This window comes from Verrucomicrobiia bacterium, from assembly GCA_026414565.1.
Lineage (GTDB): Bacteria > Verrucomicrobiota > Verrucomicrobiia > Limisphaerales > Fontisphaeraceae > Fontisphaera.
This window is the reverse complement of sequence record JAOAIT010000059.1, coordinates 14104-37267: the sequence shown is the minus strand read 5'-3', so window position 1 is coordinate 37267 and position 23164 is coordinate 14104. Positions and strand designations below refer to the sequence as shown.

The 23164-nt window shown below is 62.2% G+C and carries 21 protein-coding genes; 11 read left to right on the top strand and 10 right to left on the bottom strand.

Going from position 1 to position 23164, the window contains the following annotated elements; genetic code table 11:
* Nucleotides 1–10: 10 nt before the first annotated feature.
* Both N3J91_14185 and proC read right to left on the bottom strand, forming a co-directional pair.
* Nucleotides 11–1153, bottom strand: coding sequence for an AI-2E family transporter (locus N3J91_14185; protein MCX8157571.1), 1143 nt, complete (start codon nucleotides 1151–1153; stop codon nucleotides 11–13).
* Nucleotides 1150–1965, bottom strand: a complete 816-nt coding sequence (gene proC, locus N3J91_14180) for a pyrroline-5-carboxylate reductase (GenBank protein MCX8157570.1) — start codon at nucleotides 1963–1965, stop codon at nucleotides 1150–1152. The genes N3J91_14185 and proC overlap by 4 nt, the downstream gene beginning before the upstream one ends.
* A 98-nt stretch (nucleotides 1966–2063) precedes the next feature.
* Here proC and N3J91_14175 point away from each other — a divergent pair, with 98 nt between their 5' ends.
* The 4 genes from N3J91_14175 (at nucleotide 2064) to N3J91_14160 (ending at nucleotide 6764) form a co-directional block, all read left to right on the top strand.
* Nucleotides 2064–3458 (top strand): PQQ-like beta-propeller repeat protein, encoded by a 1395-nt coding sequence (locus N3J91_14175; protein MCX8157569.1) that lies wholly within the window; start codon nucleotides 2064–2066, stop codon nucleotides 3456–3458.
* 136 nt (nucleotides 3459–3594) lie between these two features.
* Nucleotides 3595–5031, top strand: a complete 1437-nt coding sequence (locus N3J91_14170; protein MCX8157568.1) for a glycoside hydrolase family 140 protein — start codon at nucleotides 3595–3597, stop codon at nucleotides 5029–5031.
* A 12-nt stretch (nucleotides 5032–5043) separates the two neighbouring features.
* Nucleotides 5044–6093 carry a S1C family serine protease gene (locus tag N3J91_14165; GenBank protein MCX8157567.1) on the top strand — a complete coding sequence of 350 codons (1050 nt, stop codon included), beginning with the start codon at nucleotides 5044–5046 and terminating at the stop codon, nucleotides 6091–6093.
* A 95-nt stretch (nucleotides 6094–6188) separates the two neighbouring features.
* Nucleotides 6189–6764: a universal stress protein gene (locus N3J91_14160; GenBank protein ID MCX8157566.1), complete on the top strand. Its 576-nt coding sequence runs from the start codon at nucleotides 6189–6191 to the stop codon at nucleotides 6762–6764.
* A gap of 49 nt (nucleotides 6765–6813) precedes the next feature.
* Here the strand turns inward: N3J91_14160 and N3J91_14155 are convergent, their stop codons facing one another.
* The gene (locus tag N3J91_14155) at nucleotides 6814–8274 is read right to left on the bottom strand and encodes a sigma-54 dependent transcriptional regulator (protein ID MCX8157565.1); all 1461 of its coding nucleotides are present in this window, start codon (nucleotides 8272–8274) and stop codon (nucleotides 6814–6816) included.
* 116 nt (nucleotides 8275–8390) lie between these two features.
* Nucleotides 8391–9608, bottom strand: a complete 1218-nt coding sequence (locus N3J91_14150; protein MCX8157564.1) for a type II secretion system F family protein — start codon at nucleotides 9606–9608, stop codon at nucleotides 8391–8393.
* A gap of 192 nt (nucleotides 9609–9800) precedes the next feature.
* Between N3J91_14150 and N3J91_14145 the strand changes: the two genes are divergently transcribed.
* From N3J91_14145 to N3J91_14115, 7 genes are all read left to right on the top strand, one after another.
* Nucleotides 9801–10190, top strand: a complete 390-nt coding sequence (locus N3J91_14145) for a hypothetical protein (GenBank protein MCX8157563.1) — start codon at nucleotides 9801–9803, stop codon at nucleotides 10188–10190.
* A gap of 148 nt (nucleotides 10191–10338) precedes the next feature.
* Nucleotides 10339–11565, top strand: coding sequence for a CRISPR-associated ring nuclease Csm6 (gene csm6 / locus N3J91_14140; protein MCX8157562.1), 1227 nt, complete (start codon nucleotides 10339–10341; stop codon nucleotides 11563–11565).
* Between the two features lie 246 nt (nucleotides 11566–11811).
* Complete coding sequence (cas1, locus tag N3J91_14135) at nucleotides 11812–12867, top strand: CRISPR-associated endonuclease Cas1 (GenBank protein ID MCX8157561.1); 1056 nt, start codon at nucleotides 11812–11814, stop codon at nucleotides 12865–12867.
* 12 nt (nucleotides 12868–12879) lie between these two features.
* Nucleotides 12880–13224: a CRISPR-associated endonuclease Cas2 gene (cas2, locus tag N3J91_14130; GenBank protein MCX8157560.1), complete on the top strand. Its 345-nt coding sequence runs from the start codon at nucleotides 12880–12882 to the stop codon at nucleotides 13222–13224.
* Between the two features lie 84 nt (nucleotides 13225–13308).
* Nucleotides 13309–14685, top strand: a complete 1377-nt coding sequence (locus tag N3J91_14125; GenBank protein MCX8157559.1) for a basic secretory family protein — start codon at nucleotides 13309–13311, stop codon at nucleotides 14683–14685.
* 245 nt (nucleotides 14686–14930) lie between these two features.
* Nucleotides 14931–15200 (top strand): DUF465 domain-containing protein, encoded by a 270-nt coding sequence (locus N3J91_14120; protein ID MCX8157558.1) that lies wholly within the window; start codon nucleotides 14931–14933, stop codon nucleotides 15198–15200.
* 290 nt (nucleotides 15201–15490) lie between these two features.
* On the top strand, nucleotides 15491–16279 hold the full coding sequence (locus N3J91_14115) for an NIPSNAP family protein (protein MCX8157557.1): 789 nt from the start codon (nucleotides 15491–15493) through the stop codon (nucleotides 16277–16279).
* Nucleotides 16280–16361: 82 nt separating this feature from the next.
* Here the strand turns inward: N3J91_14115 and N3J91_14110 are convergent, their stop codons facing one another.
* The 6 genes from N3J91_14110 to N3J91_14085 form a co-directional block, all read right to left on the bottom strand.
* Complete coding sequence (locus N3J91_14110; GenBank protein ID MCX8157556.1) at nucleotides 16362–17312, bottom strand: ABC transporter ATP-binding protein; 951 nt, start codon at nucleotides 17310–17312, stop codon at nucleotides 16362–16364.
* Between the two features lie 12 nt (nucleotides 17313–17324).
* A complete protein-coding gene (locus N3J91_14105) occupies nucleotides 17325–19577 on the bottom strand; it encodes a hypothetical protein (GenBank protein ID MCX8157555.1) in 2253 nt (750 codons plus the stop codon).
* A gap of 93 nt (nucleotides 19578–19670) precedes the next feature.
* Nucleotides 19671–20564 (bottom strand): diacylglycerol kinase family lipid kinase, encoded by an 894-nt coding sequence (locus tag N3J91_14100; protein ID MCX8157554.1) that lies wholly within the window; start codon nucleotides 20562–20564, stop codon nucleotides 19671–19673.
* Between the two features lie 51 nt (nucleotides 20565–20615).
* Nucleotides 20616–20816 carry a DUF5989 family protein gene (locus N3J91_14095; protein MCX8157553.1) on the bottom strand — a complete coding sequence of 67 codons (201 nt, stop codon included), beginning with the start codon at nucleotides 20814–20816 and terminating at the stop codon, nucleotides 20616–20618.
* A 5-nt stretch (nucleotides 20817–20821) separates the two neighbouring features.
* A complete protein-coding gene (locus N3J91_14090) occupies nucleotides 20822–21265 on the bottom strand; it encodes a hypothetical protein (GenBank protein ID MCX8157552.1) in 444 nt (147 codons plus the stop codon).
* A gap of 26 nt (nucleotides 21266–21291) precedes the next feature.
* On the bottom strand, nucleotides 21292–23139 hold the full coding sequence (locus N3J91_14085; GenBank protein MCX8157551.1) for a carbamoyltransferase: 1848 nt from the start codon (nucleotides 23137–23139) through the stop codon (nucleotides 21292–21294).
* Nucleotides 23140–23164 lie beyond the last annotated feature (25 nt).

The following is a 23164-nucleotide window of genomic DNA, read 5'->3' as shown; positions in this document are numbered from 1 at the left end:
AGGCTGTGGTTCAGGCAGGGGATGATGTGGCGGCGGGGTTGGGGCTGGATTGCTGGCGTTTCCAGACGTAACGCGCCAGGATGGCCCGCAAGGCGGCGGCCAGGGGGATGGCCAGCAACCCGCCGATGACGCCCCCCATGAGGGTGGTGCCGGCCAGGATGGCGACGATGACCACCACCGGATGGAGGCCGACGCGATCGCCGATGATTTTGGGCGAGATGTAGAGACTTTCGAAGGCCTGGGCGGCGGCAAAAATGGCCAGCAGGAGGGCGGGATGCCACCAGTCACCAAATTGGACCACGGCGATGATCAAGGCCAGGCCCACGCTGATGATGTAACCCAAGTAGGGGATGATGCCGAGGAGGGCCGCCAGCGCGCCCAGGAGGAGGGCATAATTCAGGCCCAGCGCCAGGTAACCGGCGGTGAGCATGGCCCCCATGCACAGCGCCACCAGGACCTGGCCGCGGAAAAAGGCGACCAGGCAGTCGTTGAAGGCCCGCAGCACATAGACTACTTCTTCCTTGATGCGGGATTCGGTCAGTGGGAGGTAGTCCTGCCAGCGTGCCACGATCTGGCTTTTTTCCAACAGGAAATAGAACAAGTACACGGGCACCAGCGCCAGACCGGCGAGGAATCCCAGCCAGCCGGCGGCCTTGGCCACCTGCTGGAGCAGCCAGGTGGTGACGGCAGGCAATGCTTCCTTCACGCGGCCCTCCAATTCCGCACTCCAAAGGGCCTGCAATTTTACGCCGGCGGCGGTGTTTTTGAGCAGTTCATCCAGGCGGAGCCGGAATTTTTCGATGGTGGCTGGGAGGGTGTCCACCAGATGCATGATTTCATAGATCAGTTGGGGGATCACCGTGGCCAGGAGAATGAGGACCAGCATGACGGCGAGGAAAAACACGAGCAAGATGGCGCGGGAGCGGGGAATCCTGAGCCGGTTTTGCAAGGCCGTGACCACAGGGTCCAGGAGACAGGCCAGAATGGCCGCCAGGGCCAGCGGGAGCAGGACGTTGGACAAGCTGCCCACCACCCCGGCGGCCTGGACGATGATGAAATACCAGACCATCAGCGCCAGGCCGCTGACCAGCGCAGTCAGGCTCCGCCAAAAGAGCCGTCCCGGACCAGACAGGGCGGTTTCCGGTGATTTCATTGGCTCCCCAATTTGCGGCTTTTTTCGGTGGCCGCGCGCACGGCATTGATGAACGCGGCGCGGACGGCGGCTTTCTCCAATTCGTGAAGGCCTTCGATGGTGGTGCCGCCGGGACTGGTCACCTGGTCCTTGAGGGCACCCGGGTGCTGTGCTGTCTCCATGACCATGCGGGCGGCGCCCAGGACGGTCTGGGCCGCCAGGCGGGTGGCGATGTCGCGGGGCAGCCCTGCCGCGACGCCTCCGTCACTCAGGGCTTCAATGACCAGATATACATAAGCCGGCCCGCTGCCGCTCAGGCCGGTGACCGCATCCAGCAAGTGTTCGGGGAGCTGACAGGCGAAGCCGAGGGCGGCCAGGAGGTTTTGCACCAGCTCCGCATCGGCTGGCGTGGCGTGTGGGCCCAAGGCATAGGCGCTGGCGGCGGCGCCCACGATTGCCGGGGTGTTCGGCATGACGCGCACCACCCGTGTTCCCGGCGGCAGGGCCTCCTGCAAGCGGGCGAGCGGGATGCCTGCGGCAATGGAAACCACCAGGTGATTGCGGCCCAAATGGGGGGAGATTTCCTGGAGCACCAGCGGCACCTGGGGGGGCTTCACCGCGATGAACAGGACATCGGCAAGCCGGGCCACGGCGGCATTGGTTTCCAGCGCCTGACCGCCGGCGTCGCGCACAAAGGCCGCCCGCGCGGCCGGCGAGACATCGCTGGCCGTGACGGCATCTGATTCGACCAGCCCTGCCCGCACAAAGCCGCGCGCCAGGGCGGTGGCCATTTTGCCGGCGCCGAGGAAACCCACTTTCAAGTTGGCGATCATGGGCCTTTTCTATCAATCGCGGGCCTGGTTGGAAAGCGCAAAGCCGGTCGTCTTAAATTGAATGACAACCGTTTGTGCGGCGTATAATCTACGTTGGGATGAGCATGACAGAAGGCAGTTTAGCCAAGTTTCTGCCGGCCGGGATGGCCGTGGCCGCGGCGCTGGCCCTGCTGCTATGGGCGTTTGGGCCGTCGGTGCCGGTCACCGCGCGCCTGCCGGGTCAGGATGGCACGGAGGCTGCGGCCAAGGCCGCCGCGTCCAAGTGGGAGGGGAAACTGCTGACAGGGCCGGGCCAGCCTGCGGACATACCCGGGGCGTGGCCCCGATTTCGTGGGCCGCAATGGGATAATATTTGCACTGATCCCACGCCGCTGGCCCGTTCCTGGCCGGAGAACGGGCCGCCGGTGCTGTGGAAGATTGACGTGGGGGAGGGTTTTGCCGCCGCCGCCATTTGGAACGGGCGCGTGTATGTCATGGATTACGATCGGGCCAGTGAATCTGACGCGCTGCGCTGCCTGTCGCTGGGCGATGGACGAGAAATCTGGCGTTACACCTATCCCAGCAAGACCAAGCGGGATCACGGCATGAGCCGCACCATACCGGCGGTTACGGAGAAATACGTGGTGGCGATTGGCCCCAAGTGCCAGGTGATCTGCGTGGATCCGCTGACTGGCGAGTTAAAGTGGCAGATGAATCTGCCGCGCGAGTTTGGCACCGAGGTGCCGCCGTGGTACGCCGGGCAATGTCCTTATGTGGAGAATGACAAGCTGATTCTGGGGACGGGGGGCAGTGCGCTGGTGGTGGCGGTGGACTGTCTGAGCGGCCAGATTGTGTGGCGCTCGCCCAACCCCAACCGGTGGCAGATGACGCATTCTTCGATTGCGCCGTTGACGTTCAAAGGCCGGCGGATGTTCGCCTACTGTGCCAGCGGGGGGGTGGCGCTGGTGGCGGATGGCACCGGCGAAATTCTGTGGGAAACGAATGCGTGGAAAATCACCATTGCCAACATTGCCATGCCGCTGGTGATTGGCGAAGATCGGCTGTTTTTCAGCGGCGGATATAACGCGGGCGCGATGATGGTTCAGTTGCGCGAGCAGGGGGGCCGGGTGGTGGGGGAAACGCTCTTTCGGCTGGAGGCCAAGACATTCGGGGCTGAGCAACACACGCCCATCCTGTACCGGGGGCATATTTTTGGGGTGCGTCCCGATGGGCAGCTTGTTTGTCTGGATCTCAATGGCAAAATAGTCTGGCAAAGCGGGGCGGCCAATCGCTTTGGCAAGGGGCCGTACCTGATTGCGCAGGATTTGATTTTCCTGCTGGATGACAATGGCACGCTGACCCTGGCCGAGGCGAGCACCACCGGTTACAAGCCGCTGGCGCGCGCGAAGGTTCTGGAAGGGCCGGATGCGTGGGGGCCGCTGGCGTTGGTGAATGGCCGACTCGTTTTGCGGGATCTTTATAAGATGGCCTGCCTGGATGTTCGGGCCAGATAACGGGCGGCAGGGAGGTTTTACGGTTGGGCTGAAGGGCCAAGCACCGGCCGTGGCTGCCGGAATCTGAACGTTCTTCCGTGGCGAAGAAGCAGGGTAAAGCTCGACAGGGAGCGTGTTTTTATTTAATCAGGAGGGTATGATACATAAACCCCATTGGAAAAGCCTGCTTGGTCTGGTGTTGGCCATGATGGCTGTGATCGCCGGCTCCGCAACGGCCGCAGCACTTCCTCAAATTAAAGTTAGTGAGAATCGCCGTTTTCTGGTGACGGCGGACGGGAGGCCGTTTTTTTACCTGGGCGATACTGCGTGGGAGTTGTTTCATCGCTTAACGCGCGAGGAGGCGGACCGGTATTTGGAAGATCGGGCGAAGAAGGGATTCAACGTCATTCAAGCGGTGGCGTTGGCGGAGCTGGATGGGTTGAACGCGCCGAATGCCTACGGTCACCGGCCGCTGTTGGAAAACGATCCAAACCGTCCGGATGTCAAGGACGGCCCCAACAATGATTATTGGGATCATGTGGATTACATCGTCAACAAGGCCAACAGCCTGGGGTTGTACATAGGATTTCTTCCGACGTGGGGCGATAAATGGAACAAGAAATGGGGGGTGGGCGGACTTCAGTTCACGCCTGAGACGGCGGCGGCCTACGGGGAATGGGTGGGCCGGCGGTACCGCAATCACGGCATCATTTGGATTCTCGGGGGGGATCGCCCGGTGGAGAACGACGATCACCGCGCCATTGTGCGGGCCATGGCGCGTGGGTTGCGGCAGGGGGATCAGGGGGCGCATTTGATAACCTTCCACCCTCCCGGTGGGGCGGGGTCGTCGCAATGGTTTCATCAGGAGGAATGGCTGGATTTCAACATGCGCCAGAACGGGCATGCGGTGGAATATACGGGGCGGTATGATCAAACCCTGGCCGATTACAACCGAACCCCGATCAAGCCGGTGATTGACGGGGAGCCGGTTTACGAAGATCACCCGATCAATTTCGCGGCGGACAAACAGGGGCACTCCACGGCGGCGGATGTCCGGCGTCCGTTTTACTGGGATGTTTTCTCCGGCGCGTGTGGGCACACCTACGGGCATCATTCAGTGTGGCAGATGTGGGCCACCAACCGCCAGCCGATCAACAATCCCCTGATGCCCTGGAGCGAGGCGATTCAGCAGCCCGGCGCCGGGCAGATGCAACACGGCAAAAACCTGATACTTTCGCGTCCCTATTTGACGCGGATACCGGACAATGACGTTATTGTCACAGACCGGGTGCCCACTTCGGTGCCGGGGGCCGGGCGGTATCGTTTTGTGGCCACGCGGGACAGCGGGGGTTCCTACGCCATGGTGTATGCCCCGCTGGGGCGCGCCTTCAAGGTGCGGATGAGCAAAATTAGTGGTTCCACGGTGCGGGCCTGGTGGTTCAATCCGCGGACGGGCGCCGCGCAACGCATTGGCGAATTTCCCAACACCGGCGAGCGCACTTTTACCCCGCCCGATGTGGGCGAGGTGCTGGACTGGGTGCTGGTGCTGGACGATGCCGCAAAGAATTATACGCCGCCGGGGCAGGTTCAATAAGGTAGAGGGCTGATGCAATCTGTGGTTGAGGTTTTCGGGTTTGTGGCGGCGCGGAAGGGGGTGGTCCGGCGGATGGTGGGAGCTGGGTTGCCGGCTTTTCTCCTGCTGCTGGGTTTGTTGGCGAGTCAGGAGGCGGCCGGCGCCTCGCGGCAGACGCTTTACCAACGGGCCGTGGAGGCCAGCGTGGAAGTGCTGCTTGATGGGCGGCATAATGGCAGTGGATTTTTTGTGAATGCGACGGGGACGGTGGTGACTGCCGCCCATTTGTTCACCCGCTCCAACGCCACGGTGGAGGTCCTTTCGCCCAGGTTGGGACGTTTGGGCTGCGTGCTGGTGGCGCGGGACGTGGGGCACGATGTGGCCCTGTTGCAGACGGTGCCGCCGTTGCGTCAGGCTCCTTATTTGCCGCTGGCCGCGCGCCGCCCCGTGGTGGGGGAGGAATTGATGCAACTCGGGGCGCCCATCTTTCGGCAGGGGTTATGGCAGCCGGGCACGGTGGCGAAGGACCAACCGGGTTTTGAGTTTTATGGCCCGCGGCTGGGCTATGTGGAAGTGATTTATCTGGCGGCGATGATGCAAGGCGGCACTTCCGGGGGGCCGTGGCTGGATGCACGTGGGCGGGTGGTGGGGGTGCAATCTGGTTCGCTGTCCCTGGAAAACCGGCCGATGGGCATGGCGTATTTGTCGTCGGTGGAGGCGGTGCAAGCCCTGCTTAAGACCCGGCGAGACGCGGCCACGCCGGATGCCGGATTGGGGGTGGATCAGCCGTGGGAGATGGATCCCGGCTACCTGAAACAACTTCCGCCGCAAAGCACCGGCCTGGTGGTCAGTGTTTTGCGCACCAACGGCCCCGCGGCCCGCGCCGGGGTGCAGGTGCGGGATTACCTGCTGGCGGTGGATGAACGCCCCTTGTTCCGCATTCCTGATTTGTTGCGCTACTTGAGAAGCCGGGAGCCCGGACAGACGCTCTCGCTGCGGGCGTGGCGGCCATCGAATCAGACCACCCAGAACTTTGTTTTGACCCTGGAATGCGCGGAAACGGTGGTGTGGCAAAGGCCCTAGGGTTTTGGGAGGTCCGGAAGGCCGCGGGTTAGTTGCCAAAAAGTCACACAAATGCCTTCGATTCGTCATGGACGGGTCATTATATTAAACTGGCTATGACGAAGAACCTCCACACCCCTGCGGCCCCGGTCTCTGAGAGGTGCGCCCAGCAGCAACTGGCGTTGGGCTGGCAGCGCATTCTTGTGCCGGTGGATTTCACGCCGGCCTCGGTGGATGCGCTGAAATACGCGGCGCGGGTGGCCGCGGAATCTGGCGCGAGTCTGGTGGTGTTGCATGTGGTGGATTGCGTGCGGGGGGTGGATGATCGCAATTTATTTTATGGTTTGGATGAGGTGGGGGAGATGGCTTCGCGGCGCCTGGCGCACCTGGCCGGGTTGATGGTTCCCTCGCACGTGCCGGTGCGGGTCCTTGTCCAGCGGGGCAAGCCTGCGCGGGAGATTATTACTGCCGCTGAATCGCTGGATTGCCAGGCGATCATCCTCAGTCCGCATAAGCGCAGTTGGCTGGCGCGGCTCTGGGATGCGGGGGTGACCCACCATGTCACCCAACGGGCGCCGTGCCACGTTTTGGTTTACCAGAGTCCCAACGCGGGCAAAACGGAGCCCAGTTATTGGGACTTGCTGGCGGATCAATTGGTGGAGGCACGCCCGGAAAGCAAAGTTGCGGGGTAACGCGAGCGGCTGATTGAGGAGCTGCGCGGGCGCGGGGGAGGGGAGGTGCTCAGGTTTCGCCGGCCAGTTTGCGGTACAGGGTGGCGAGGCTGATGCCGAGGATTTCCGCGGCCTTTTCCTTGTCGCCATTCACCTGGGCGAGGACGCGATTGAGGTAAGCCAGCTCCTGATCCCGCAGAAAGTTTTTGAGTGGCACAATGGGGCGGTCGGCCGGGATTTCCGGGCTTTTGAGGGTGGGCGCGACGCCGACGGGGGAGGGCGGGAACAGCTCCGGGGCATTGGTGGCCGGCTCGGGGAGGCGGGCCACTTCGCCTTTGTCCTGTTCGGCCAGTTGGGGTGGGGCCAGGTGGGAGGGCAAATCGCTGACGTGAATCACCTCGGTTTCGCTGAGGGCGCAGGCGCGCTGGATGGCGTTTTCCAGTTCGCGCACATTGCCGGGCCAGGAATGGTTGATGAGGGCATCCATGGCCTGGCGGGTGAGCTGGAATGGTTTGCCTGAGCGGGCGTGGACTTTGTTGGCCAGGAAATGGGCCACCAGGAGGGGGATGTCCTCGCGGCGTTCCCGCAGCGGGGGCAGGACAATGGGGATGACATTGAGGCGGTAGTATAAATCCTCGCGGAAGGTGTTTTCCTTGATGCGTTTTTCCAGCGGCTCGTTGGTGGCGGCGACGACGCGGACGTTGACGTAGATGGGGGTGTTATCGCCCACGCGGCGGACTTCGCGGTCTTGCAGGACGCGCAGGAGGCGGCTTTGGAGCACGGCAGACATGGAGCCGATTTCGTCGAGCAGAATCGTGCCGCCGTCGGCTTCTTGAAACAGTCCCTTCTTGTCAGCGATGGCGCCGGTGAAGGCGCCCTTGCGATGGCCAAACAGTTCGGACTCAAGCAGGTGCTCGGGGAGGGCGCTGCAATTGATGGGGACGAAGGGGGCGAAGCGGCGCTTGCTGTTGTAGTGCAAGGCGCGGGCCACCAGCTCTTTGCCGGTGCCGCTTTCGCCCAGGACCAGGACGGTGCTGTCGGAATCGGCGACGCGCTCGATGGTTTTGAAGACCGCCTTCATGGCGGCGGAGGCGCCGATGATCTGGTTGAACTGGATGGCGCGCTTGAGCTGCTTGCGCAGGTAAACATTTTCGCTGATGGCATCGTTGTAGGACAAGGCCCGCTGGACGGTGAGGCGCAGCTCCTCCAGCTCAAAGGGCTTGCGGAGGTAGTCGTAGGCGCCCTTTTTCATGGCGTCCACGGCTGTTTCAATGCTGCCGAAGCCGGTGATGACAATGACGGTGGCCGGGGGGTTGAGGGCGCGGGCCTTTTCCAGGATTTCCAGGCCATGGGCGCGGGTGCGGTCGAGATAGAGGTCGGTGATGACCAGCTCGGGGTTGTGCTCCTCCAGTCCTTCCATGGCGGCGGCGCCGTTGGTGTAGGGAAACACCTCGTGCCCTTCCGAGCGCAGGAGCTCGGAGACCATCTGCACCATGGTTATCTCATCATCTACCAGTAAAACCTTTGCCATGTCGTTACTCCACCCCTGCGTCCGAAGTTGTCCCCGCCCGGCGGGGAGCCTCCTGGCGGACCACCATCTGCGCGCCGCCTTGCAGGGCGAGGGAGGGCGGCTTTACTGCCCGCGGCTTACCGCGGCGGGTTGATAATGTCGCTCATCTTGAAGATGGGCAGGAACATGCAGATGGCAATGCCGCCCACCGTTACCCCCAGGAACACGATCAAGAGGGGCTCGATCAGCGAGGTCAAGCCCGAGAGCGTGTTTTCCACTTCCTCATCCAAAAAGTTGGCGATGCGCTCCAGCATGCTGTCCACCTTGCCGGTCTGCTCGCCGGCGGTCATCATGCGAATGATCATCGAAGGGAACAAATCCGGGCGTTTGGCGAAGGCGGAGGACATGCTTTCGCCTTTTTCAATGTCGGCGGCGGCGGTGCGGATGGCCTTTTCCATGCCGACATGGCCGACGGTGTTGGCGACGATGTTGAGGACTTCCAAAATGGGGACGCCGCTGCGGATCAGGGAGGCGAGCGTCCGGGTGAAACGGCTCAGGCAGATTTTGTGGCCAATCACCCCGAAGATGGGCAGGCGGATGCGGATGCGGTCCCAGAACTCGCGTCCCGGCTTGGTTTTGATGTAGGCGAGCCAGCCCCAGACCATGGCAATGACGACGCCCAGCAGAGTCAGGCCAAAGGGTCCGCGCAGTTTATGGCTCAGGTCGATAAGAAATTGGGTGGGGCCGGGGAGTTTGGCACCGAAGCCGGCGTAAATTTCGCCGAAGACGGGCACCACCTTGACCAGGAGGAAGATGGTGATGCCGATGGCGATGGTGGTGACGGCCGCGGGATACATCATGGCCGATTTGACTTTTTTGCGCAGGCGGGCGGTGTTTTCGAGATAGGTGGCCGTGCGGCCGAGGATTTCGGCGAGCAGACCGCCGCGCTCGCCGGCGCCCACCATGCAGACGTAGAGCCGGTTGAAGACCTTGGGATGCTTGGCGAGGGCCTCGGAAAAGCTGTCGCCCGCCTCCACGCGCGCGGTGACGTCCTTGATGACGTCGCGCATGAGCTTGTTCTGGGTTTGCTCGGCCAGGGCCTGGAGGGACTGGACGATGGCGAGGCCGGCATCAATCATGGTGGCCAACTGGCGGGTGAAGACCACGAGGTCCTGCAAACTCACGCTGCCGCCGGCGGCCTTGCCTTTTTTGACCGCCTTTTCCTGGATGTCCACCACCAACAGATTCCGGTTCAACAGGGCCGCCACCGCTGCTTCCTTGGTTGAGGCGTCCACGGTGCCCCTGGTTTCCTTTTGTGTCGCCGGATCCCGCGCAACGTAGGTGAATGCTGGCATAATGAGTTTGTTACGCACTAATACATAACTTAAGGCTGAACGCTTGGCAAGCCTTCCTTTGCAAAACTGAGAAGCACCCGCGGGAGGGCCTGGGTGATCTGGCATGAGCCTGTGCGCGTGGCGGGGTGGGGGACATCTGCAGACATTCCCAATTTTGTCCGGGCCAGCCGGAGCTGGCATGATGGCGGGGTGATGCATCAGCAGACTTTTGATTTTCGGCAGCGGCGGCAGACGGGGTATCGCCCGCCTCTGCGTGCACCGAGTCCGCTGCCGGTGTTGCCTCCGCTCAACCCCGTATCCGAGGCTTTCGAGCGGGCCCGGCAGGCGCGTCAAGCTCCGGCCGTGAGTGTGACTGCACCTGTTGCTCCCGCTCGAGCGCCTCAGAAATGCACGCGGGTGGCGCCCCAGGCCAAAATCAAGCCGGCGCAGGCGGCGGTGCCGGTGGAGTCAAAGGCGCGGGAAATTAAAGGCCCCATCGTGCATCTTAATCCCTACGCGGTGCACCAGCCGGGCCGCTGCCGCATGTGTGGTTCCCGGGCCATTCCGGGGGAAGATTATTGTTATGCGTGCATTGGCGACTGACGGCCGGGTGTCGTGGGTTGCAGGTATCATGCAATCCCGCGTCTTCAGCCATGCCCCCATGTTCCGCGGATGGGGCAATTTGAAGGCAGCATGAGGTTTATGTTTTGCCTTGAGCTGATGGTCAATTTAACATACCGAGCATCAATCTATGGCAACCCAAACTCCATTCACTTCACGCACGGCGCTGATTGCGGTGACTGGCATGTCGCCGGCGATTGTAACGGAAACCGTGTGGGCGCTGGCGCAAGAACAGCCTCCCATCATCCCGGACGAGGTGTATGTGCTGACCACGCAGCGTGGGGCGGCGGACTTGCAGCGCGAGCTGCTCAGCCCACGGCCGGATATGGGCAACCAAACTGTGTGGCAGGCACTGCGCCTGGCCATTCTTGGCCCACAGGCCGTGGCGGATGGCCGGCTTACGTTGCACGATCCGATTCTCCTGGCGGCCGCGAACACTGCCGCGGGGGTGAGACGTCCGTTGGAGGACATCCGCACGCCGGAAGACAACGCCGCCGCCGCGGAGGTGATTCTCGACGAAATCCGGCGTCTCACCGCGCAAGAGGATTTGCGGTTGATTGCTTCGCTGGCGGGGGGGCGCAAAACGATGAGCGCATTGCTGGCGTGTGCCATGTCGCTGCTGGGGCGCAGGGAGGATCGGTTGACGCATGTGCTGGTGAATGAACCGTTTGATCAGCCGGCGCTCCAGCCGCGCTTTTATTTTCCCACGACGCCGCCCACCCGCCATGAGCTTCAAACTCCGCAAGGCGTCAAGAATTTCAGCAGTGGCGAGGCGGTTTTGCAACTGGCTGATGTGCCGTTTGTGCCGTTGCGCTATCTTTTGCGGGATCAACTGGAGAGTTTTCCCGGCCGTTTCATGGATTTGGTGCGATTGGCGGCGCAGCTTGTGAGTGATGCCGCCGAGCCGGTGGTTTTGGACTATGATTACAAATCCTACACGGCGATTTTTGACGGTGTGGCGGTGGAGTTGAGCGGCCGCGACATTCCCTTCTTTGAATTTCTTTACGAACGCGTCAAACGGAAGGAGCCGCCGTTTGCCTACCATGAGGACGCGGAGAAGCCATTTGCGGAATTTCTTCATCATTGGGCCCCCCTACACCTTAATGTAAATTTAAGCCATGGCGGCGGGCTTGATTGGGCTAAAAATCCCCCCGATAAAGATGACTTTCGCAAGCGCCTTAACTCCATTAGAAATCGCTTGAACAAAGCCGGTATTTCCTACCTGGTACAGCGCCTTTTTCCGCCTCACGGCCCTCTTGGCATCCCTCTGGGGGCAGTTTCAATTGTGGACGAACCTTTATTCCGAACTAAGGCCGCAGAAAAAAAGACGAGGAAACCTCGCAAAAAGGGGGGCTAATGACCCGAGTCGCAAAATGCCGAGTGGTTTGGCTGTGGAGGTACAAGAGGGATGACGAGGGGGGGGAATGACATAGACGAATACAGACGGGGGCAGGCGGCGAGTGGCCGGCGGGGTGGGAGGCGCCGGGGGCCAAGAGTCAACGTTCGCGGACATTCAAAAATTGGCGACGGTTCAAGGATTTATGCAAAGTGGAACTGTGGATGGAGCGGGGATGGAGAGAGAAGTGAATGAGTGAGACGAGCCATGCCGACAGCCTACATCACCACACCGAGGACCGTGGTCAAACTGGCACGGGAGCGATTGGAAGTGTGCACGCGCAATGGGGAGAAGGGCGCGACGATGGTGGTTTTGCGCGAGATACCGATCCGTGATTTGGAGCGGGTGCTGCTGCTGGAATCGGTGAGCATCACGGCGACGGCGTTGACGGAGCTGTTGCGGCGGGAGATTCCGGTGGGGTATTTGGGATGGAATGGTGAATACCTGGGAGGATTCACGCCGCCGGTGCGGGCGCACGGGCTGGCGCGGCTGCGGCAGTACCAGCGGGCGACGGATCCGGGTTTTGCGCTGGAGCTGGCGCGCAAGATTGTGACGGCCAAATTGTACAATCAGCGGCGGGTGTTGCAGCGGATTGCCGCGGCGCGCAAGGGCGAGGGGGAGGAAGCGCTGCCGGAGCCGGCCGCGGAGCTGGGGGCGGAGATGGTGGCGGCGCTGGAGTGGCTGCATGGTCTGTTTGAGGACATCAAGAAGGCGGGCACGCTGGAGGAGCTGCGCGGGTACGAGGGGGTGAGCACGGCGCGGTATTTGCAGATGTGGGCGCGGCTGCTGCCGGCGGAGTTTCCCTTTGAGCGGCGCTCGACGCGGCCGCCGCACAATGCGGTGAATGCGTGCATCAGTTTTGGGGCGACGCTGCTGTATCAGGAGATGGTGGCGTTTTTGCATGCGCACGGGCTGGATCCGGCGCTGGGCATGCTGCATCAGACGGAGGAGGGGCGGTGGTCGCTGGCGCTGGATTTGATGGAGCCGTTTCGGCCGGCGGTGGTGGAGGCGTTGACGCTGGATTTGTTCACGCATCAGATGCTGAAGGCGGAGCATTTTGAGCCGAAGAACGGGGGGGTGTATCTGGCGGAAGAGGGCCGGCGCAAATTTTTGCTGCAATACGAGCGGCGGATGGAGCGGCAGTTTTTGAGCGAGTGCGCGGGGCATCGCACCACGCTGCGGCAACTGTTGGAGCAACAGGCGGTCCTGTACAAAGCGGCGCTGGAGGAGCCGGAAAAATTTGAGCCGTTCATCATGAACTAACCGGCAGGCGGTATGGAAGGGTGGTGGTATGACGCATTTCCGCAAGTGCCCTACGCGAGCAATCCGCCGGGGGAGGGAGAAATGTTGACGGTGGTGGCGTATGACATAGCGAATCCCAAACGCCTGGCGCGGGTGGCGCGGGTGTGCGAGGATTACGGCGTGCGGGTGCAGTACAGCGTGTTTGAGTGCCGTCTGGACGAGGACGAGTTCACCGATTTCTGGCTGCGGCTGCTGGAGGAGATTGACGAGGAGGAGGACCGGCTGGTGGCGTACAAGATTGATGCGCGGTGCGCCAAGGAGACTTTGACGGCCGGGAGGATGCAGTGCACGGAGCGGTGCGTGTGTTACCTGGTGTGAAGCGGGGGGGCGCCCGGGGGCGGCCGGTCCATTGGAGTGGACATTTTCCGTAACCGCCCGTTATGCTTGGGCGTCCAAAGGGCTATGCAAAGACATGACGTTCAGGCGGGGCTGGTGGCGCTGGCCGTGGCGGTGCCGCTGGCGGTGCAGGCGCAGGTGCGGATTGATGTGGAGCACCTGGAGGCGGGGCAGGCGACGCGGCAGTTTCGTTTCCAGCAAGTTCCGCCGCCGGCCCGCAATGATGCGGGGGCCGGGGCGAAGATGGAGGTGGTGAGCGGGCGGGTGGATCCGAATTCCGGGGGCGTGGCGTGTTTGAACGATGGCCGGTTGCCGTCGGATGAAGACGTGCCTGGGGCCAACTTTTTCTTTGCGGCGGGCACGGACGGGGGTCGGTTGTTGGTGGACTTGACGCGGCCGGTGCGGCTGCAGGCGTTGTGCACTTATTCGTGGCATCCGGAGTGGCGCGGGCCGCAGGTTTATGAGGTGTATGTGAGCGACGGGGCGTCGGCGGGTTTTCAGGCGCGGCCGGCCCGCGGCGTTGATCCCACGCAGGTGGGGTGGCGGTTGTTGGCGCGGGTGGATACGCGGCCGCGCCAGGGCCAGCCGGGGGGGCAGCATGCGGTGCGGATTGCGGCGGTGGAGGGGGATTTGGGGACATACCGTTATCTGTTGTGGGAGGTGGCGCGGACGGAGGATCGGGACGCATTTGGCAACACGTTTTTCAGCGAGCTGGATGTATGGGATGCGGAGGCGCCGGCGCCGGAGCCTTGTCCGGTGCCCACGGGCGGGTTGCGGGAGATTGTGATTGCCGGGGGACGCTATCGGGCGACGGTGGACACTTCGGCGTCGCCGGAGTTTGAGGAGTGGGTGGAGCAAAAGGTGGCGCCGATGATTGAGACGTGGTATCCGCGGCTGGTGGAGATGCTGCCATCGCAGGGTTTTGAGGCGCCGGCGCGTTTTTCCATTGTGTTTGATCCGGCGATGCAGGGGGTGGCGGCCACGGGGGGCACGCGGATTCGGTGCGCTTCGGGGTGGTTCAGGCAAAACCTGAAGGGGGAGGCTTTGGGGGCGTTGTTTCATGAGATGGTGCATGTGGTGCAACAGTATGGCCGCGCCCCACGCCAGCCGGGGGCAACCCGTGCGCCGGGCTGGTTGACGGAGGGCATCACGGATTACCTGCGGTTTTTTATTTTTGAACCGGAGACCAAGGGGGCGGAGATCACGGCGCGCAACCTGGCGCGGGCGCGGTATGACGGGAGCTACCGGATCACAGCAAATTTTCTCAACTGGGTGAGCAGTCAGCATGGCAAGGACTTTGTGCCCAAGCTGAATGCCATCATCCGGGAGGGGCGTTACAGCGAGCAGACGTGGAAAGATTTGACGGGGAAAGGCGTGGAGGAGCTGGGAGAGCTGTGGCGCAAGGATTTGGAGAAACGGCTGGGGGTTACGGCGGGGCCGTAGGGTGAGAGGGGGAGGGGTTTGCGTGGTCAAATTTTGGCAAGAGCTTGCCAAAAAATATATGTTTCTTTCGCTGGACGGAATCGTCTCCCGCACGTAACTTAAGTCCGTTATCGCCGCCACAAGAACATACGCCCGACAGGCTCAGGCCGTGAAAGGCTCAAGGCCCGGTCTTTGTGGTTTCGCGGCATGGGGGAGGTTGTCTCTCCGGCCCGGGCGTGAACCCCACAACTCAAGGTATCCGGCTTATGGACCTCCATCACCCTCTCCTGGCCGATTTCCCGGAAATGCGGGAAATCATCCTCAAACTGCGTAGCGAATGTGGTCAATTCCGGAAGATGTACGAAGAGTACCACCGGATTGATGACCATATCTGCCGCATCGAGGAAGACCTGGAGAGGGCAAGTTTTGAGGAACTGGAGGAATTGAAGATGCGCCGGGTGCAGCTCAAGGACGCCCTGTATCACCAATGCTGGCAGGCGCGGCATCGTCCGGCCAGCGTGGCGGTGGCGGCTTGAGCGGCTGAGCGGACGCCGGGCGCGCTCCAACCTCCCTTAAGAGGAGAAGGCGGAGGGGGAAGTTTTGTCCCCAGGCGGGCAGGAAAAGGTGGTGCGAGTGAGTGGGGGAGGCTGCTGGCGGGTTTGGCGGGCATGGTTTTTGGGGTTGAACCGCCGGTCAGGCTGCTTGTTGTGCAGGGGGGTGAGGCGGGGAGAGAGGGGCAAGCGGCGGAGGCTGGGCTGACAAATCACTTGCCATGGGCGGGAAACCGTTTAGAAGAGTGCGGGTAAAGCAACACCAAAAAAACATTATGCAACGACGACATTTCCTCGCTACCGCTGGTTTGGCTGCGTTGGGCGCCTCAACTGCCCCCGCCTGGGCGGCGGCTGCGCCCTCGAAGCGGGATTATTACGAGCTGCGGCAATACCTGTTGGAGACGGACGCGCAGCGGACCTTGTTTGACGGTTACATGAAGGATGCATTCATTCCCGCGTGCAACCGGGCGGGGGTGCAACCGGTGGGGGTGTTTTTCCCGGAGAAGGCGGATCCCAAGCTGGCCTCGGCCTATGTGCTGATGCGGCATACGAGCGCGGAGTCCATATTCACGCTGACGCAGAAGCTGATCCAGGATCAGGAGCATTTGCAGAAGGGAGCGGACTTTTGGAATGCGCCGGCGTCCGCCCCGGCCTACAAGCGCATGGAGACCTGGCTGTTTCTGGCGTTTGCCGGGATGCCGCAGATTGAAACGCCGGCGAAGGGGCCGGAGCGGGTTTTCCAACTGCGCATTTATGAAAGCCCCAGCGTCAAGACGGGCCAGAAGAAGATTGAGATGTTTAATGATGCGGGGGAGATCAAGATTTTCCGCGAGGTGGGGCTGAATCCGGTGTTTTTTGGCGAGGCCATCGCGGGGGCGAAAATGCCCAATCTGACGTACATGCTGGGGTTCGAGAAAGCTGCGGACATGGCCGAGGCGTGGAAGCGGTTTGGGCCGCATCCCGAGTGGCAGAAGTTGCGGAAGATGCCCGAGTACGCGGACAAGGAAATTCTCTGCGGCATTACCAATATTGTGCTGAAGCCGGCGCCGTACTCACAGATTTGAGTTTGCGCCGAGCGGGCGCAGGGCGGCACGGGGAGAGGGGTCCCGCGGCTGTAGAGTGGGGCGGTGGAGGGCGGAGGGGTGTTTATTGGGTTTCGCCGGTGGTCAGCCGCATGAAGACCTCTTCGAGGCCGATTTCTTCCTCGCGGAGGCCAATCAGACGGGCGCCGCCGTGGACGAGGACTTCGGCAATGAAGCCGAAATCGGGTTGGTGGTCGGAGAGCAACACCCTGATCTGGCCTTCCTGAATGGTGGCTTCCTTGACGTCGGGGCATTGCAGGAGCAACTGGCGGGCGTGCTCGGGATCGCCGGCCACCTTGACCCAAACCACGCGGCTGCTGCTGAGGTGGGTGCGCACGCCTTCGATGTCGCCGGAATAGACCAGTTTGCCTTTTTCAATGATGGCCACGCGGTTGCAGAGACTTTGGAGCTCGCTGAGGATGTGGGAGGAGATGAGGATGGTTTTGCCCATTTTTTGCAGTTCCTGGAGGATGGCCATGACCTCAATGCGCGCGCGGGGGTCCAGGCCGCTGGCGGGTTCGTCCAGGAGCAGGACTTCGGGGTCATGAATGAGGACCCGTGCCAGGCCGAGGCGTTGCTGCATGCCACGGCTGAGGGCGCCAATGAGCACGCCTTTTTTGTCGCTCAGCCCCACGAGTTCCAGCACGTCGTTGACGGTTTTTTCCCGTTTGGCGGCGGGGATGAGGTAGCAGGCGGCGAAGAAATCGAGGTATTCGGTGACTTCCATGTCTTTGTACACGCCGAAGAAGTCGGGCATGTAGCCAATCAAGTGGCGGATGGCGTCGCCTTCGGCGACGATGTCGCGGCCGAGGATTTTGGCGGTGCCGCTGGTGGGGGTGAGGAAGGTGGCCAGGATGCGGAGGGTGGTGGTTTTGCCGGCGCCGTTGGAGCCGATGAAACCGAATAAATCGCCGCGCATGACGGTCATGTTCAGGTCATCCACGGCCACCAGGGAGCCGAAGTGGCGCGTCAGGTGAAGCGTTTGAACGGCGGGGAGAGGGGGAGCTTGGGCCATAAAAACGAGGTGTCAAGGGACTGGCTTTCCCCCTGCCGGTCCGGCCTGCGACACGGGGCGTGAGGTGGCCGGGGGATTTCCGGGGGGGGACAAGGGGTTGGCGGGCGGTGGAAGGACGAGGCGATAGACGGTATGTCGAAAACCCTTTTGAAATTCTTGCATCTGGGTGGGGAGTGGCGCTTTGGGGAGGTGGTCGGCCACCGCCGCGAATAACACCACGTTGCCGCGTTTAAGACAAAGGCCCAGATCAAACATGGGAGTGGAGAGGACTGCGCTCTGGTCGGTACGTCGTTCGAGGGTGCGCACCAGGGAGGCGGCCATGGTCCACTTCAGCCAATCCTCGGGTTGCATGGGTTGGGTGTCGGGATTCAGGTCAGCGGAGCGGTCAAGGGAGGCCGCGCTCCAGAGGGGGGCGAGGGTGTTGGTCAGGAAATGCAGGAAGCTGGTTTGATTGGTCAGAGGGATCACCGCGGTCTGTCCCGGGTTGAGGTCTGGCAGGCTGGCCACGCCGGCCTCGCTCAAGATCGTGACCAGGGCGAGGGGGCGGTCGAGGTGGTTGCGAACCTGGACTTTCAGCGGGCCGTGGTCGGAAACAAGGGTGGCGGTGATGGGGGCCTGGCGGAGGGGCTGATAGTATTCTTCCACATACATCTGGCTGGTCCAGACGGGTACGTCCACGGATCCCTTGAAGGAATCGCCCTGATGAACCACGTCAGACCGCTTTTGGGACCAAAGGCTGGGGCCACCGTAGAGCCGGTATTCATGGCGCAGGGAGGCCGCGGGGGCTGTGGAGGCGAGGGGATAGGAGAGATTGGCGGGGGCATAGGTGCCGATGAAGTTCCAGCCGCGAATCAAGGCTCCGCCCTGATCCCGGGGATGGATATCGGCAACGTGCATTTCATTCCACTCCCGCTGGCCGGCACGCAGTTTGTAGCCCACCCAGTAAATCAAAGCGGAAAACATCACCACGTAGGCGGGGAAGGTGATCCAGGTCAGCATGGGGCGCTTGAGTTTGCGGAGCAGGAAATAATCCACCGGGCCAATGACGGTGAGATAGCCGAGCAGCAGCACCATTATCCAGCCCAGGGGCAACTGGCGAATCTGGCGGCTGTCGGTGATCAAACCCATCAGGCCATCAATGAAGCCGCGGTAGAAATAATGCGAAGCTTGGGAGGGGGGTGGCTTTGTATCAAAGAAATGGGGCGGCAGTTCCAGGAGCTTGGCAAAGAAATAGCGGCGATGCTCCCAGGAGCGGAAAGGCTCCAGTTCGGGTGCGAAGAGCAAGACGGTGACCAGGCCGCGGCCGCGTTGGGTGGACACGATGAGGGGGCGTCCTTCGTGGGCGGCAAGGACGCGTCCCTCCACCACCTCGCCGGTGACGAGTGCGCCGGGCGGCGGCGTGGGGGAGTCTTCGCGGCGGGCCACCTGCTCGAAGCCCGGCTGCACGGCGAGGAGGTGACCGGCGGGAGAATAGATCCGTTGGTGGGAGGTGCGCGTCCAGTCCAGCAAAGCGGGGAGGAAGACGGTTTTTTCCATGCCTTCCGGCTGGACCGGCAAGAGGCGTGCCAGCCAGGGCACGGCTTTGGCTTCGGCAGGGGAATGCAGGCCGATCAACAAATGGCCGCCTTGTTGCACCCAGGCCAGGAGCGAGCGGACCTGGGCTTCGCGCAGCTCCAGGGCTTTTTCGGCGTTGAGGTAGAGGGCGGTTAGCCCTTCGAGGGCGAGGGGGTGGTCCGGAAAAAGCTCGGGCGTCAGGCGGGCGGTGAGGGGCTGGAAGCGGGAGAAATTCCGGTTGACCTCCGGTAAAAGCGGCATGCCCCCGACGCTTTTGGGCAATGTACCCAGGACCACCGTTTCATCTGAGACCAGAAGTTTGGGGCGGACATCCGGGCACTGTTCCAGGGTGCGGCCATCTTCATCCCGCAGGAAGACATCCCAGGTCTGGTTGTAGTAGGTGTCCACGAAAACGGGCACACAGAGCCGTTTGCGGGTGCCGGTGGGCAGTTCCAGCGGCACGCGGCGGATGGTGCCGCCCTGTTTTTGGGCAGGGTGGATTTCGAGCATGCCTTTGAGGGTGGGGCCTTCGTTGAGCATCTCGAAGGTCAGGGGGACCCAGGCGCCGGTCACAGCCACATTATCGTAGCCCACAAACACATCGAATTGTTTGAGTCTGGGGGAGGCAGCGAGGAGGGAGGGAATTAGCAGAGCGAATAGCAGGCCGCCCATCAAACACTGGAGGTGTCCCTTGACGAGCCTGAGCATCAAGTGGCTTGCCCTGATGAAAGAAACTCCTGCAGCCATGGCTACGCGCCCAGCAAAACACATTTCGGGGGCTGGTGCAATCCAGATTGTTGGCGGTCAACAGAGCACGCGGAGTTTTTGCGGGAAAAGGTGAAAGACGGCCGGCAGGATACCGGCCCATTCCCCGTCCAGCTCGAAGGGGATGCGCGCCCCGTTACAGGGGGTGAGGCGGAACTCTTGTGCCTGCCAGTGGAACGCGCCGCCCAGTCCGTTCCAATTTTCCAGCCACATATCTTTGGCGACTTGGGCGAGGGTGCGCCAGTCTGCGCGGGGGAAGAGGGTGGCGTCCAGGCGTCCGTCCTTCAAACTGGCGCAGGGGAAAAGAGGGAAAGGCCCGCCGTAGCGCCGGCCATTGCCGAGGAGGGCCAGCTCCACTTCCAACGATTGAGGGCCGGCTTGAACGCGCAGGCGCGGGCGCGGCTCGCGCATCGCCCGCAGGCCGGCCCAGACGTAGGCGAGGGGGCCGAGGAGTTTTTTCAAGCGTTGATTTAGCAGCTCCACGGCCCGTGCATCCAGGCCGGCGCCTGCCAGTTGCAGGAACAGCCGCTGTTGATGCCCGTCGGGGTGTTGAAACTCGGCCACGCCGACATCCACCTGGATTTCGCGGGCTTGCAGGAGGATTTCCCAGGCCTGTTCCAGGTGGAAAGGCAGGGCCAGCTCCCGGGCAAAGACATTGGCCGTGCCGGCGGGCAGGATGGCGAGGCGGACCTGCTCCAGGGCGCCCGGGAGTTCGGCCAGGCCGTTGACGATTTCATTGAGGGTGCCATCGCCGCCGGAGGCAATCAGGGTGTCGAAACCGGCGGCGGCGGCCTCCCGGGCGAGCTCGCGGGCGCCGCCTGGTTTGGTGGTGGGCATGAGACGGATGCCGCCGGCCAGCCGCCGCAAACGCTCTTGAAAACGGGGGGAACGTCCTCCCCGGGCGCGCGGGTTGAAGATCAGGCAGGCATGCATGGGGAGGGATGTGCCGTGGTGATGGCCCCGCTCAGCCCCAGGCTGGACGGCCTAGAATAGGGTATAAATAAATGGGGCAATGGCCGGACTGGAGCCGAGGACCAATAACAGGCCGAAGCCGAGCAGGAGAATCAGCAGGGGGATCATCCAGTATTTTTTGTTTTCGCGCAGCATCAGGAGGAATTCCCCCAGAAGGCTGAGTTCTTTTTCCTCGCCGGCCGCTTCGAATTCGTTGCGCTTCTCCTGGTTCATGGCGGTTAAAATTGTTTGAAGTAGCGGTGCGGCGGGGGCGGTGGGCCGGCGTCGTGCCAGTAGGTGGGGCATTGCCGGTCAAAAGACTTGCGGAAAGCGGAATGGCCCAGGCGGCGGAGGAGGCCGATGGGGGTGATGATGAGATAATACATGGCGGCGAGCATCAGGTTACTGATGACCAAGCCGAGGCAACAGGCCAGACCGAACCACAAGAGGTAAAAGGGCCGTGCGATTTGGGGGAGCAGGTATAACAGCAGCCCGGCTGTTGCGCCGATGCCGGCCACCCAGAGGGCGGTGGGGAGGTGGGCATCCCAGCGGCCGCGGGCGATCCAGCCGAGCAACCAGATCACGACGGCCAGACAGGGGAAGCCGATCATCCAGCTCCGGGCAAATTGCCGGCGCTGGGCCAGGTCCGGCTGCCAGTTGACTTCGTGAAACGGGTTGACCATGGGCTTAATTTAGCGCGCGGGGCGGGTTAATCCAGCTTAAACGTGTCCACGTACTTTTTGCGCTCCGCGGCATCGGTGGCGGGTTGTTCGGTTTTGTAGAGGACGCAATTTTCCAGGACGAGGACGTCCATGTCGGTGGCCATGAAACAGCGGTAGGCATCCTGGGGGGTGCAGACGATGGGCTCGCCGCGGATGTTGAAGCTGGTATTGATGATGACGCCGCAGCCGGTGCGCCGTTTGAACTCGCGCATGAGGCGGTAAAAGCGCCCATGCCGTTCTTCGTCCACGGTCTGGATGCGGGCGGACATGTCCACGTGGGTGATGGCGGGGAGGGAAGAGCGTTTGACGTTGACCCGCTTGCGGAGGTCCGGGTCTTTCATGAGCTGCTGCTGTTCCGGGGTGAGGGGGCAGCGGAGCTCCGGTCTGACATCTGCCACGAGGAGCATGTAGGGGGACTCGCGGTCCAGCTCAAAGTATTGGGCCACATCCTCGAGCAGGACGCAGGGCGCAAAGGGCCGGAATGATTCGCGATATTTGATGCGCAAGTTCATGACGCTCTGCATGTGTTCATTGCGGGCGTCGCCAATGATGCTGCGGCTGCCCAAGGCCCGGGGGCCGAATTCCATGCGGCCATGAAACCATCCCACCACTTTCTGCTCCAGCATGGCGTCCACCACCTTGTCGAGGAGGGCGGATTCCTCTTCGAAGTAATGGTAACGCACGCCTTTGCCGTCGAGGAATTGGCGGATGGCGGTGTTGGAGAAGCGAGGGCCGAGGAGGGAGCCGCGGAGGCTGTCGCGGCCGTTGGGGCGGCGTTCGTGGCCCAGGAGCTGATAATGGACAAACAAGGCGGCCCCTAGGGCGCCGCCGGCGTCGCCGGCGGCGGGGGTGATGAAGAGGTCGTCAAAGATGCCAGCGCGCAGCAGTTTGCCGTTGGCCACACAGTTCAGGGCCACGCCGCCCGCCAGGCAGAGATAGCGGCAGCCGGTCAGTTTTTTGGCGGTGCGCGCCATGCGCAGCACGGCTTCCTCGGTGACCTTTTGGATGCTGGCGGCGAGGTCCATTTCGCGCTGGCGAATGGGCGACTCGGGCGCGCGTGGTGGGCCGCCGAACAGGCGGGCGAAAGCCTCGTTGGTCATTGTAAGCCCCTGGCAATAATTGAAATACTCCATGTTCATGGCCAGCGAGCCATCTTCCTTCAAGTCCACCAGCTTGTCCAAGATGAGGTCCACGTATTTGGGTTCGCCGTAGGGGGCCAGCCCCATGAGTTTGTATTCGCCCGAGTTGACCTTGAAGCCGGTGAAATAGGTGAAGGCGCTGTAGAGCAAACCCAGGGAGTGGGGGAAACGCAGGGTTTTGAGGAGCTGAAGGTGGTTGCCGCGTCCGATGCCGATGCTGGCGGTATCCCATTCGCCGACGCCGTCCATGGTGAGGATGGCGGCCTCCTCGAAGGGGGAAGGGAAGAAGCAACTGGCGGCATGGCTTTCATGGTGGACGGTGAAGACGATGCGTTTGCGGTAGCGATTTTCCAGTGCGCGGCGGATTTCCCGGGGCAGATGCAGCTTGGTTTTAAGCCACAGGGGCATGGCCATCATGAAGGAGCGCAGGCCGGCGGGGGCAAAGGCGAGGTAGGTTTCGAGCAGGCGGTCAAATTTGAGGAGCGGTTTGTCATAGAAGACCACGTAATCGAGGTCTTCGGGGGTCAGGTTGGCCTCTTGCAGGCAGTAGTCAATGGCGTGCTTGGGGAAATTGAAGTCATGCTTGATGCGGGTGAAGCGCTCCTCCTGCGCTGCCGCCACAATTTCACCATTCACCACCAGCGCGGCAGCGCTGTCATGGTAGAAGGCGGAAATGCCTAAAATCTTCTTGCTCATGCCTGCTTGGGCACCAGCCGGCCGC